At 59.3% G+C, this 12,486-nt stretch carries 14 protein-coding genes; 9 read left to right on the top strand and 5 right to left on the bottom strand.

Annotated features, from left to right (window positions below):
• The first annotated feature begins 14 nt into the window (after positions 1-14).
• From AKG12_RS23775 to AKG12_RS23755, 5 genes are all read left to right on the top strand, one after another.
• On the top strand, positions 15-953 hold the full coding sequence (locus tag AKG12_RS23775) for a carbohydrate ABC transporter permease (protein ID WP_046802066.1): 939 nt from the start codon (positions 15-17) through the stop codon (positions 951-953).
• A complete protein-coding gene (locus AKG12_RS23770; protein ID WP_046802065.1) occupies positions 946-1,794 on the top strand; it encodes a carbohydrate ABC transporter permease in 849 nt (282 codons plus the stop codon). The genes AKG12_RS23775 and AKG12_RS23770 overlap by 8 nt, the downstream gene beginning before the upstream one ends.
• Before the next feature lie 17 nt (positions 1,795-1,811).
• On the top strand, positions 1,812-2,885 hold the full coding sequence (locus AKG12_RS23765) for an ABC transporter ATP-binding protein (protein WP_052820681.1): 1,074 nt from the start codon (positions 1,812-1,814) through the stop codon (positions 2,883-2,885).
• A 145-nt stretch (positions 2,886-3,030) separates the two neighbouring features.
• A complete protein-coding gene (locus AKG12_RS23760) occupies positions 3,031-4,083 on the top strand; it encodes a sugar phosphate isomerase/epimerase family protein (RefSeq protein WP_052820680.1) in 1,053 nt (350 codons plus the stop codon).
• Positions 4,084-4,154: 71 nt separating this feature from the next.
• Complete coding sequence (locus tag AKG12_RS23755) at positions 4,155-5,342, top strand: Gfo/Idh/MocA family protein (RefSeq protein ID WP_052820679.1); 1,188 nt, start codon at positions 4,155-4,157, stop codon at positions 5,340-5,342.
• A 100-nt stretch (positions 5,343-5,442) separates the two neighbouring features.
• Here AKG12_RS23755 and trhO read toward each other — a convergent pair whose 3' ends face one another.
• The 3 genes from trhO to AKG12_RS23740 form a co-directional block, all read right to left on the bottom strand.
• The gene (gene trhO, locus AKG12_RS23750) at positions 5,443-6,387 is read right to left on the bottom strand and encodes an oxygen-dependent tRNA uridine(34) hydroxylase TrhO (protein WP_052820678.1); all 945 of its coding nucleotides are present in this window, start codon (positions 6,385-6,387) and stop codon (positions 5,443-5,445) included.
• 101 nt (positions 6,388-6,488) lie between these two features.
• Positions 6,489-7,397, bottom strand: coding sequence for a CHAD domain-containing protein (locus AKG12_RS23745; RefSeq protein ID WP_052820677.1), 909 nt, complete (start codon positions 7,395-7,397; stop codon positions 6,489-6,491).
• Positions 7,381-7,869 carry a CYTH domain-containing protein gene (locus AKG12_RS23740; RefSeq protein ID WP_052820676.1) on the bottom strand — a complete coding sequence of 163 codons (489 nt, stop codon included), beginning with the start codon at positions 7,867-7,869 and terminating at the stop codon, positions 7,381-7,383. The genes AKG12_RS23745 and AKG12_RS23740 overlap by 17 nt, the downstream gene beginning before the upstream one ends.
• 172 nt (positions 7,870-8,041) lie before the next feature.
• Here AKG12_RS23740 and AKG12_RS23735 point away from each other — a divergent pair, with 172 nt between their 5' ends.
• The 4 genes from AKG12_RS23735 to AKG12_RS23720 all read left to right on the top strand — a co-directional run bounded on the left by AKG12_RS23735 (position 8,042) and on the right by AKG12_RS23720 (position 10,672).
• Entirely contained in the window at positions 8,042-8,680 is a 639-nt protein-coding gene (locus AKG12_RS23735; RefSeq protein ID WP_052820675.1) for a 2-dehydro-3-deoxy-phosphogluconate aldolase, read from the top strand.
• 109 nt (positions 8,681-8,789) lie between these two features.
• Positions 8,790-9,485 carry a tellurite resistance TerB family protein gene (locus tag AKG12_RS23730; RefSeq protein ID WP_046802057.1) on the top strand — a complete coding sequence of 232 codons (696 nt, stop codon included), beginning with the start codon at positions 8,790-8,792 and terminating at the stop codon, positions 9,483-9,485.
• A gap of 298 nt (positions 9,486-9,783) precedes the next feature.
• The gene (locus tag AKG12_RS23725) at positions 9,784-10,470 is read left to right on the top strand and encodes a GNAT family N-acetyltransferase (protein WP_052820674.1); all 687 of its coding nucleotides are present in this window, start codon (positions 9,784-9,786) and stop codon (positions 10,468-10,470) included.
• On the top strand, positions 10,463-10,672 hold the full coding sequence (locus tag AKG12_RS23720) for a hypothetical protein (protein ID WP_046802055.1): 210 nt from the start codon (positions 10,463-10,465) through the stop codon (positions 10,670-10,672). The genes AKG12_RS23725 and AKG12_RS23720 overlap by 8 nt, the downstream gene beginning before the upstream one ends.
• A 71-nt stretch (positions 10,673-10,743) precedes the next feature.
• On the opposite strand, the gene AKG12_RS23715 is transcribed toward AKG12_RS23720, so the two are convergent.
• Together AKG12_RS23715 and AKG12_RS23710 are read right to left on the bottom strand one after the other, a co-directional pair.
• Entirely contained in the window at positions 10,744-11,805 is a 1,062-nt protein-coding gene (locus AKG12_RS23715) for a nickel/cobalt transporter (RefSeq protein ID WP_052820673.1), read from the bottom strand.
• Entirely contained in the window at positions 11,799-12,440 is a 642-nt protein-coding gene (locus tag AKG12_RS23710) for a DUF1007 family protein (RefSeq protein WP_046802053.1), read from the bottom strand. Before AKG12_RS23710 ends, AKG12_RS23715 begins: the two co-directional genes overlap by 7 nt.
• Positions 12,441-12,486: the final 46 nt, after the last annotated feature.

Here is a 12,486-nt window from a genome sequence, read left to right as displayed (position 1 = left end):
GAAAGCGGATAGAGATGACGGATATTTCCATGACTTCTGCGTCCATACCGGCGCGCGGCGCAACGAAGACAAAGCGCAAGCAAAGCTCGGTCGCGCATGACCGGGCGCTGACCCTGCTGGTTTTCCTGCCGCCCGCACTTCTGCTCTTTACCCTGTTCGTCATCCTGCCCATGGGCGAGGCTGCATGGTACAGCCTTTACCGCTGGAACGGTTACGGCACGCCTACCGACTTTGTGGGCCTGAGGAATTTTCAGGTCCTGTTCGGCAATGCCGCCTTTTCGCAGGCGCTGCTCAATAACGGCCTCATCATCCTGATTTCCGTGTTGATCCAGATTCCGCTGGCGATCTGGCTTGCCATGATGCTGGCGCATCGCATTCCCGGCGTCGTCGCCTTCCGGCTGGTTTTCTTCCTGCCCTATGTGTTGGCGGATGTCGCAGCCGGTCTGATCTGGCGTTTTGTTTATGACGGCGATTATGGCCTGTTTGCCGCCATCTCCAATTTCTTCGGCTTTGCCAATCCTTATGTGCTGGCTGACAAGGATGTGGCGATCTATGCCGTGCTCGGCGTCATCGTCTGGAAATATTTCGGCTTTCACATGATGCTGTTCATCGCCGGACTGCAATCCGTCGACAAGAACGTGCTGGAGGCCGCCGAAATCGATGGCGCTTCCGGCTGGCAGAAATTCCGTTATGTCACGCTGCCGATGCTCGGCTCCACCGTTCGCCTCTCCGTCTTCTTCGCGGTGATCGGCTCATTGCAGCTGTTCGACATGATCATGCCGCTTACCGGCGGCGGCCCGTCCAACTCCACGCAAACCATGGTCACCTTCCTCTATACCTACGGCGTCATGCGCATGCAGGTGGGGCTTGGCAGTGCGGTGGGCGTCGTTCTCTTCATCATCTGCGTGACGCTCGCCTTCGGTTATAAAAGGATTTTCATGCGCCATGACTGACACATCCACCTCCGTCCGCATGCCGCTGCAAACGAAGCTCTATCTCTATATATCGCTGAGCCTTATCGCGGCCATCGTGCTCATCCCCTTGCTCACCACCGCACTTGGCGGCTTCAAGACGCTGGGAGACCTGCGCGTCAACCCGTTCGGCATCCCGGCTGAATGGCAATGGGCCAATTACGGCGATATCCTTCTTGGCAAACGTTACTGGCTGCAAATCTTCAATTCGCTTGTCATCGCCCTATTGACGGTGTTCCTGACGCTTACCGTCTCGGCCATGGCGGCTTTCACCTTCGCGCATGTGAAGTTCTTCGGCTCGTCCTTCCTGCTCAATTATTTCCTGCTGGGGCTGATGTTCCCGGCGGCCACCGCCATCCTGCCGCTGTTCATCCGCATCCGCGATCTGGGCCTCTTGGATACCTATTGGGGTGTGGTGCTGCCGCAGGTGGCCTTCGGGCTGGGCATGAGCATTCTCCTGTTCCGCAATTATTTCCGCAATCTGCCTGAGGAGCTGTTTCAGGCCGCCTTCGTGGATGGCTGCGGATATCTGCGGTTCTTCTGGCACATTTCCATGCCGCTTTCGCGACCCATTGTCGCCACCGTCGGCATCGTTTCCTTCGTCGGCAGCTGGAACAGCTACATCCTGCCGCTGATCATGCTGAATTCGGAATCGAAATATCCCTGGCCGCTCGGCATCATGGTCTATCGCGGTGAATTCGGCACCGAATGGCAGCTGGTGCTCGCCTTCATCACGCTGACGATCCTGCCGACCGTCATCGTCTTCTTCCTTGCACAGAAACACATCATCGCGGGCCTGACGGCCGGTGCCGTCAAATCGTGACTTGAAAGGAGCAAAACATGGCTTCCGTCGAACTTAAGGATATCCGCAAGTCCTATGCCTCGCTTGATGTTATCCACGGCATCTCGCTTGATATAGCGGATGGTGAATTCATCGCGCTGGTCGGCCCTTCCGGTTGCGGCAAGTCCACGCTTTTGCGCATGATCGCCGGGCTGGAGGAGATTACCGATGGGGACATCCTCATCGGCGGCACCGTCGTCAACTCCATGACCCCGCGTGAGCGCAACATCGCCATGGTGTTCCAGTCCTATGCGCTTTATCCGCATATGACAGTGGCCGAAAACATGGGCTTCAACCTGAAGCTCGCCGGCCAGCCGAAAAACGTCATCGATGAGCGCGTGGCGGAGGCCGCCCGCATGCTCGATCTCGGCAAGCTTCTGGATCGCAAGCCCTCGCAGCTTTCAGGTGGCCAGCGCCAGCGTGTCGCCATGGGCCGCGCCGTGGTGCGCAACCCGGCGGTCTTCCTGTTCGATGAGCCGCTGTCCAATCTGGACGCCAAGCTGCGCGTGCAGATGCGCAGCGAAATCAAGGCGCTGCATCAGAAAGTTGGCACGACGTCGATCTATGTCACCCATGACCAGATCGAGGCGATGACGCTGGCGGACCGGGTGGTGGTGCTCAATCACGGTCGCATCGAGCAGCAGGGCACGCCGCTTGAACTTTACAAGACGCCCGCCAATCTCTTCGTTGCCGCCTTCATCGGCTCACCGGCCATGAACCTCATCGAGGGTGTGGTCGATGGCGAGGGCGACCAGCCCGCCGCCCGGTTGAAGGATGGAACCGCGATCCGTATTGCCGCGACACGCAAGGTCAAGCGCGGCCAGCCTGTGACGATCGGGCTTCGCCCCGAACATATCGGTTCGACCATCGGTGGCGATATCTCGCTTTCCGGCCGCACCGTGCTGGTGGAGCCGACGGGGGCGCAGACCCATGTGGTCTTCGAACTGGCGGGCGATCAGGTGACGGCCGTGGTGGATGGCGAGCAGCCGGTGAAGGTCAACACACCCTTTGCCGCCAGCGTGCATCATGAGCGTGTGCATGTGTTCGACAGGGCAAGTGGGCTGGCGCTTTAAACCTATTTCGCTTTTTTAGTGAAATAGCGAAATTCTCTTGCCCTTCCGCTTTTGGGGCTTGTCTGAAAATTACGAGCGGTTAGCTTGGCGCTGGGAGTCAAAGCGGTTTTACCGCTCAACTGTATCGATACAGGGAGGTTATTTTATGAGAACGATCAAGGGACCGGGTCTTTTTCTCGGCCAGTTTGCCGGTGATGTCGCCCCCTTCAACAGCTGGGATGGCATTACCAAATGGGCGGCGGAAAAGGGTTATGCCGGCGTGCAGGTTCCGACCTGGGCCGGGCAATTGATCGATCTCAAAAAAGCGGCGGAATCGAAGGATTATTGCGATGAGTTCGCCGGCGTGGCGCGCCAGAACGGTGTGGAAGTCACCGAGCTTTCCACCCATCTGCAGGGCCAGCTGGTTGCCGTTCATCCCGTCTATGACGAGGCATTTGATGGCTTTGCAGTGCCTGAAATGCGCGGCAATCCCAAGGCCCGGCAGCAATGGGCCGTGGAGCAGGTGAAGCTGGCGCTGAAAGCCTCGAAAAATCTCGGCATCAAGGCACATGCGACCTTTTCGGGCGCTCTCGCTTGGCCCTTCATCTATCCTTGGCCGCAGCGGCCGGCCGGTCTGGTGGAAACCGCCTTTGACGAGCTGGCAAAACGCTGGACGCCGATCCTTGATTATGCCGATGAGCAGGGTGTGGATGTCTGCTACGAAATCCATCCCGGCGAAGACCTGCATGACGGCGTGACCTTCGAGATGTTTCTGGAGCGGGTGAAGAACCACAGCCGCGCCAACATGCTCTACGACCCCTCGCATTACGTGCTGCAATGCCTCGATTATCTCGATAATATCGATATCTACAAAGACCGCATCAAGATGTTCCACGTCAAGGATGCGGAGTTTAACCCGACAGGCCGGCAAGGCGTTTATGGCGGTTATCAGGGCTGGGTGGAGCGCGCCGGCCGCTTCCGTTCGCTGGGCGACGGGCAGGTGGATTTCGGTGCGGTCTTCTCGAAAATGGCGGCCAATGATTTCGACGGCTGGGCCGTGGTCGAATGGGAATGCGCGCTGAAACATCCCGAAGACGGCGCCCGCGAAGGGGCGGAATTCGTTAAGGCGCATATCATCCGCGTCACGGAAAAAGCCTTTGACGATTTCGCATCAAGTGGCACCGACGATGCGGCCAACCGCCGTATGCTGGGGCTTTAAGAACATTTCCAGGAAAAGTGTGAAGCGGTTTTCCGTCCGGAAATGCGCTCAAAAAATGCCGAGGAGATATTATGGCTATTGAAGGAAAGACAACCGACAAGGCGAACAGGCGCATTCGCCTTGGCATGGTCGGTGGTGGTTCGGGCGCATTCATCGGCGGCGTCCATCGTATGGCAGCAAGGCTCGACAATCGCTTCGATCTGGTGGCGGGGGCCTTGTCCTCAACGCCGGAGAAATCCCTCGCTTCCGGCCGCGAGCTGGGGCTTGATCCGGAGCGTTGCTACGGCTCCTTCGAGGAAATGGCCGAAAAGGAAGCGTTGCGCGAGGACGGCATCGAGGCGGTGGCGATCGTCACGCCCAATCATGTGCATTATCCGGCCGCGAAAGCCTTTCTCGAGCGCGGCATCCATGTCATCTGCGACAAGCCGCTGACCTCTAATCTGGAAGACGCCAAAAAGCTGAAGGACGTGGCCGACAAGGCTGATGCGCTGTTCATCCTCACCCATAACTATACCGGTTATCCGATGGTGCGGCATGCGCGGGAACTGGTGCAGTCCGGCGCGCTCGGCACGATCCGTCTGGTGCAGATGGAATATCCGCAGGACTGGCTGACGGAAGCGGTGGAACAGACCGGCGCGAAACAGGCGGTCTGGCGCACCGATCCGGCACAATCCGGCGTCGGCGGCTCCACCGGCGATATCGGCACCCACGCCTATAATCTCGGCTGCTTCATTTCCGGTCTGGAAGCCGATGAACTGGCAGCGGATGTCCACACTTTCGTCGAAGGCCGCCGGCTGGATGACAATGCGCATGTCATGCTTAGGTTCAAGGCTAAGGACGGCAAGCAGGCCGCCAAGGGCCTGCTCTGGTGCAGCCAGGTGGCGGTTGGCCATGAAAACGGTCTGAAGATCCGTGTTTATGGTGACAAGGCTGGTATTGAGTGGACGCAGGCCGATCCGAACTATCTGTGGTTTACGAAGCTAGGCGAGCCGAAGCAGCTGATCACCCGTGGTGGCGCTGGCGCCGGGGCAGCCGCCGCACGTGTGACCCGCATCCCGTCAGGGCACCCGGAAGGATATCTGGAAGCCTTCGCCACCATCTATACCGAGGCAGCGCATGCCATCGAAGCCCGCCGCACCGGCTCGGCGCTGGACAAGGCGGTGATCTATCCGACCGTTGATGACGGGGTAAAGGGTGTTGCCTTTGTTACTGCCTGCATCGAATCCGGCAAAAACAATGGCGGCTGGGTGAAGCTGTAGGACTGGATACGACGTTACCGCGCCATCTTCTCCCCGCCCCGGGGCAGAAGATGGCGCGGGGTCGATCACTAAATGAGCGGCATATCGATCGCCGGCCGTTTTATCGTCCCAGATGCTGCTCGCCGCGCTTTTTCGCCAGTTCGATCTGCTGCTGGCGATCGCGGAAACGCTGGCGGTCCTCTTCCGTGCGGTCGTCGTAACAGCTTGGGCAGGAAACGCCTTCCTCGAATTTGGGTGACAGGCGTACTTCCGGTGTGATCGGGTTGCGGCAGGCGTGGCAGAGCTGATGGTCACCTTCGGCAAGACCGTGCACCACTGAAACGCGCTCGTCGAAGACGAAACAGGCGCCTTCCCAGAGACTTTCTTCTTCCGGCACCTCTTCCAGATATTTCAGGATACCGCCCTTGAGGTGATAGACCTCATCGAAACCCTGCTCTTTCATGAAAGCTGTGGCCTTCTCGCAGCGAATGCCGCCGGTGCAATACATGGCGATCTTCGGCTTGTTGTGCAGGCCGGGATTGTTCTTCACCCAGTCGGGAAATTCGCGGAAGGTCTTGGTCTGCGGATCGACCGCACCCTTGAAGAGGCCGATGGCGGTCTCGTAATCGTTGCGAGTGTCGATGACGATCGTATCCGGATCGGAGATCAGCTCGTTCCAGTCGCGCGGGTCGACATAGGTGCCGACGATGCGGTTCGGATCGATATCCGGCACGCCCATGGTGACGATCTCTTTCTTGAGCTTCACCTTCAGCCGCACGAAAGGCATATGCGAGGCGCGGCTTTCCTTGTGCTCCAGCGCGGTAAATTCCGGCTGGGCGCGCAGGAAGGCAAGCACCGTATGAATGCCCGTATCCGGCCCGGCAATCGTGCCGTTGATGCCTTCAGCGGCAAGCAGCAATGTGCCCTTGACGCCGTTTTTCTGGCAGAGCTCGAACAGCTGTTCGCGCAGGCTCTCGAACCGAGGCAGGCGGGCAAAATGGTAAAGTGCTGCCACAAGGAAATCACCAGAGACTTCCGGGCGGGGGAGAATGGTCGTGTCGGTCATGGGCGCTGAAATACAGCGACGGCGGCCGCAAAGCAATATTTATCCGCCGCGGCCAGCATTTTGAAAATCGTCAAATCCCGAGATTTTACCGGATTTCCAGCCTATTTCGCCGCCTGCCGCCACAAGAGGCCGATGATGCGGCTTTCGGTGCGGGCGGACTCGGAAAAGACTTCGTCCGCCAGTTCAAGGCCTTCCGCGCGTAGCGCCTGCTGCCTTTCGATGATCGCATCGAGAAGAAGCGCCAGCCGTTCGCCATTGCCGAAACGGTCCGGTTCCCGGTCGGCAACGGCGGCGAGGACCGAAAGGTCATGCTCATGGCCGAGAATATCGACCAGCCGCTTGGTGTCGGCGCGCTTGGCGCGCATGGCGGAAGGCCAGAGGCGGCGCATGAGGCCAAGATGCATCCAGTGGGTCTGCCCCGCTTTGCGCAATTCGTGAAAATGCTCGACATCCGCCTGGTCGCGACAATCGGAGAGTGCTTTTCGCGCCTTCACCCTTTGTTTTGCCCAGCTGGTTTTGACCAGTCTGGCCGTCTTTTTCAGGTCATCCGGCAGGGAGAGGGCTTGAAGCCGTTCGTGTCCGGCCTCGCAGCCGGCGATCGCCGCCGCTATGGCGCCGTCAAGATCCACCTCGTGGTTGAGGGCATCGTCGCGACGCTCGCGCAGCATTGCCGTGATCGATCGCAACGCCTCACCCTGCGCATCGGAGAGCGCAAAAGCCTCGAGATATTCCGCCGTTTCCACCAGCGCCGTCGCATCCCGTGCAAAGGCGAGTGAACGGGCGATATCGCGAAAACGGGCATTCTCCTCGCGGCTGAAATCGGGCGCCGCCTTGCGGATGAGGCGGTAGAGCGCCCGCAGCCGCTTGAAGCGCTTGCGCGCATCGTGCACCGCCTCATGTGATCCGGAGGGCTGGTCGCGAAGGATGGTGATCGCGTCCTTAATCAGCTCTAGCCCGGCGCGGCGGATTTCGTCGCCAAAGGGCTTTTTCGGATCAATCCTGAAGGGCATCCGGCAGGCCTCCACTTGAACAGTCCATGGCGAGTGACTGGTTGGAAAAGCGACGGTCACCCGTCACCTCTTTCCCGAGCCAAGGAGGCAGGTCTGGGTTGGCATTCTCATCGTTCATTTCGACTTCTGCGACGACCAGGCCCTGATACCGGCCCTCGAAAACATCGATTTCCCAAGTGAAGCCGCCATGATCAACGGTGTGACGCGTCTTTTCTATCACCACACCCGGTGCGCTTGCCATCAGCTCTTCCGCGTCCTGGAGGGGAATGGAATATTCATATTCGTCGCGGACAAGCGCGCTTGCGCCTATCTTGATGGTCAGTGTCGCATCACGCCCATTGACGATCCTGACCCGGACCGAACGATTTTCCAGCGAAGCGACATATGCCTGCCGGAAAGCCATGCTATGCGTCACCTCATCGCGCCATTCACCGCCTGCAACAAGAAACTTCCGTTCAATTTCCTTGGCCATGCTGTCTCCGCAAACTGGTGCGCCAGATTATCGCAAGATGACGTCGCGAAGAAGCGAATTGATTGAAGTATCTGGATAAAAAATGGCCCTGCCATGCCTCGACATCATAGCCGGGGCAGGCTAATCGGTAAACGGGATTTCAATCGTTTCAATCGCGCAAGGGAGGCTCATCTTGGCCCAGGACTCCGAAAAACTTCTTTCCATCCTCAAACTTCAGCCGGTCGTGCCGGTGCTGATCGTGGATGATGCCGCTTCCGCCGTGCCCCTGGCGCGCGCTTTGGTCGCGGGCGGCCTGAAGGCAATCGAGATCACCATGCGCACCCCGGCGGCACTGGATGCCATCCGTGCGGTAGCGGCGGAAGTGGAAGGCGCCAATGTCGGTGCCGGCACCATTCTCAACGCCCGGGATTTTGAAGCCGCAGCCGAAGCAGGCTCCACCTTCATCGTCAGCCCCGGCATCAATAAAAGCGTGCTGGAGGCGGCGCGCGGTTCCAACGTGCCGTTGCTTCCGGGTGCAGCCACCGCCAGCGAAGTCATGGCGCTGCGTGACGAGGGTTACAAGGTCCTGAAATTCTTCCCCGCCGAACAGGCCGGCGGTGCGCCTTACCTCAAGGCCCTGTCGTCGCCGCTCGCCGGCACGGTGTTCTGCCCAACGGGCAGCGTTTCTCTGAAGAATGCCAATGACTATCTGTCTCTGCCGAACGTCGTCTGCGTCGGCGGGTCCTGGGTCGCACCGCGCGAACTGGTGGCGACCGGCGACTGGGCTGGCATCACCAAGCTTGCCGCTGAAGCGGCCGCCCTGCGCGGCTGATTGACATTACTTCAAACCCGTTCACGAAGGCGTGAGCGGGTTTGACATTTATATTCGCGCCGCGGCTTCCTATCTCACCTGTAGATTTTGACCTTTACAGGAGATTTTGATGTTCGACGCCAAGAAGCTTCTTGAACAATTCCTCGGCTCGCAGGTGCCGGGCCTTTCGGGAAGCGTCCGTGACAGAGCCGGGCAGGCCGCCGATATCGCCAAAAACAATCCCCTCAAGGCCGGTGCTCTCGCCGCCGCCATTCTGGGCACCAAGACCGGCCGCAAGCTCGCCGGCAATGTCGCCACTATCGGCGGTGTCGCTGCAATCGCCGGCCTCGGTTATCTCGCCTACAAGAATTACAAGTCCGGCCAGGCTCCGGAAGTCGCGCCGAAACCCGAGCCGGAGCTTCTGGCGCCGCCCGCTGATTCCGCCTTCCATCCGCAATCGCCCGCTCTTTCCAATGATTTTGCCCTGAAACTCATTCAGGCGATGATCGCTGCCGCCAAGGCCGACGGTCATATCGATGAAAAAGAGCGCGCCAATATCATGGACAAGGTGCAGGTCTCCGGTCTCGATACGGAAGCGGAGCGGTTCCTGGAAAAGGAATTGGCCGATCCGCTGGATATCGATGCACTGGTGGCCGCCGCCCGCACGGAAGAACAGAAGGTGGAGCTTTATACCGCCTCGCGGCTTGCCATCGAGGCCGATACGCGCGCGGAGCGAGGGTATCTCGATCTTCTTGCCGGGCGGCTTGGGTTGCCGGATGCGCTGGTGGACCACATTGAAGCGACGGTGGTGGCGGCGAAGGTTTGAGGTGAGGTGGCCTGGGGCTTGAGCATGAGGGTTTGAGCGAGTGGCTCACCCCCCTCTGCCCTGCCGGGCATCTCCCCCACAAGGAGGGAGATCAGCCAGTAGGCGACGTCCGCTCACTCGCAACGTCGGAGATGGCCGAGAGGTCGCCGCGTATCGATCTCCCCCCTTGTGGGGGAGATGCCCGGCAGGGCAGAGGGGGGTGAGCCATACCCACCAAGCCGGCAAGTCCCGCCTCACATGCACTGTTGTCATCCCATCCCGCTTGCCCTAATCCTTGTCCCAGACAATGGGGAAGAGAATGCGCGATCTGAGTGATTTCAAGGGATGTCCGGCACCAAAGCCGGTGGTGTTGAAGGGCCGTTACGTGACGGCGGAGCCGTTTGATCGTGACAGGCATCTAGCAAAGCTCTGGACCGCACTTGGCGGTGAGGGCGTCAATGCACTTCTCAAATATTTCCCGCAAAACGCCTTTCCCGATGCCGACGCCTTTGGCGACTGGCTGATCGGTGCAGGGCAAAAACTCAACTGGGTTACGCTGATCTTCGTGGAAAATGCCAGCGGTGATGTGGTGGGCATGGCGAGCTACATGCGGCCTGATCCTGCCAATGGTGTGGTCGAGGTCGGTTCCGTCGCCCATGGCGGCAGGATGAAGCGCTCGCCTTTATCCACTGAGGCGCATTACCTGATGGCGAAACATGTTTTCGAGGATCTGGGTTACCGCCGCTATGAGTGGAAATGCCACAACGAAAATGAGCCCTCCAAGATCACCGCGAAACGTTATGGTTTCTCCTTCGAGGGCGTCTTCCGTCAGCATATGATCTCGAAGGGTGAGAACCGTGATACCGCGTGGTTTTCCATGATCGATGGCGAATGGCCGCTGATCGGCAAGGCCTTTGAAATCTGGCTTTCGCCGGAGAATTTTGCAGATGACGGGGCGCAGAAGCGCAAGCTCGAGGATATCCGTGCGGAGCTTGCCAATGGCTGAGAAGAAGGATTGGTCGCCGGCTTTAGCAGCCGCCCTCATCATCATCGGCTTCGGGCTGGTGTTCTTCGTCATGCCGAAAATCATGCTGTGGCTGGGTGATTATTCACCCTGGCTTGCGGCTGCCTTCGGCACGGTTGCGGTGCTCTGTTTCTTTCTGGTGTTCTGGCTGCGCGCGCGTTACCAGCGCCGTCGTGACGGTTAGAGCACCCAAGTGCTTTAACTCTTCTGTTTTAACCAGAACGTAAGCCGCTACGCATTTTTACTGGAAACGCCCTAGAGCCGAAGCGAAGCGCCGAGCAATAACAGACCCATGATCAAAACGAACAGCGCACCGGCGATCTCGATCGCGTGGCTGATGCCAGCTGCCTTGCGGCTGCCGGGGCCGGCGAAACGCACCGCAAGCCCCTTGGCCGATACCGCCATGATGGCGAGAACCGAAACCATGATGGCGGTGCCGAGCGACATGGCCAGCACGGAAAGCACGCCGCCGAGATAAAGTCCGTTTAAGAGCGCGAAGCTCATGACGATGATGGCGCCCGAGCAGGGCCGCAGCCCGACCGCAATGATGGCCGACCAGGCTTCGTGCAGGCTGAAATTCTTGCTTTTCAAAAGCATGGGGTCGGGCGCATGGGATTTGCCGCAGGCCGAGCAGAGGTCGCCCGCGCCATCATGGTCGTGATCGGCAAAGACCGGCTTGCCCTGGAACCGCAACCCTGTGCCCATGCCGCTGGTTCTGCCCGCCGATGTTTCGCCCGCCGTAGCGAAGACGGCGACGGGTTCGCGCTTTATGCGCAGCGACCAGAGTTTGCGCGCCAGAAGCCAGGCGCCGAACAGCGCCACCATGGCGAAACTGGCGATCTCCATCGCCTGTGTCGCCTTGGTCATGGTGATCGAGGTGCCGCGCAGCACGAGCCAGGCCGCGCCGACGAGGCCGATGGCGACTGCGCCCTGAATGAGCGCCGAGACGAAGGAAATGAGAATGCCGCGTCTCAACTGTGTTTCATTGGCGATCATGTAGGACGAAATGACGGCCTTGCCATGGCCGGGCCCTGCGGCATGGAAAACGCCATAGGCAAAGGAAAGGCCGATCAGCGAGCCAAGCGCCCAGCCATCCTCGCGCATCGCCTTCAACGCGCCCGTCAGCGCCCGGTAGAACATCTGCTGATGTACATTGATCCATTGCATTAGCGGCGCAAATGGCCCGCCGACGGAAAAGGAAGGTTCGGCCGAACCGATGCCAAGTGGCGACTGTGCATGCGACGCGCCGGCAACGGCAAGCAGGGTGAAGGCCGCAATGACCAGAGGCCCCGCCAGACGACCGCTGCGGCTCAGCATGTCACCTCCAGCCGGGTGGCGAAGAGCTTCGTCATGTCGGTACCGGTGGGATCATTGAAGAATGCATCGGTGAGCGAACTCTGGTTCTGCGAGATCACCTCGTCGGGATCGGGGCGAACGACATGGTGCTTGCAGGCATTCAGATCCTTGCCCTCGGTGGCAATATCGGCGTCTTTGGCAAAATCGATTGCCGTATACATGGTCGGATCCCAGGCGCCGAAACTCAGCTTGCCTTTCACTGCAAGGGGTTTGGCGGGCTTTACGGAAAAGAACATCAGGATCTGCTGATCCTTGTAATCCACGTGAATGGCGTCCGGTTTGGCAAATTCTACCGGTTTTCCGTTGGCAGTGATGAAGGTGTAATAGGAATACTCGGCGAGCGACTCCAGTACGGTGGTGCCGATTTCGGCCAGCTCGTCCTTGTCCAGCTTCAGGTCGCTGTTCTTGTCGTAGTCCATTACCACGCTTGCCGAGAACATCTCGTCAAAACGCCAGATATTGCGCACTTCCTGAACAGTGCCGTTCGGCCCCTCGACAATTTCCATGCGCGCCTCGGCGAAAATATGTGGATGCGCCGATGCCGCGACGGGAATACAGGCAAGGCCAGCCGCGAGAAGCAAAAATCGTCTGTTCATTATCCGCTCTGTCCTGCCTTCGAATCTCGAAGGTTCGAGTCTAGCA

The organism is Agrobacterium sp. SUL3 (assembly GCF_001263295.1).
GTDB classification, from domain to species: Bacteria; Pseudomonadota; Alphaproteobacteria; order Rhizobiales; family Rhizobiaceae; genus Agrobacterium; species Agrobacterium tomkonis.
This window is presented reverse-complemented; position numbering and strand designations above follow the sequence as displayed.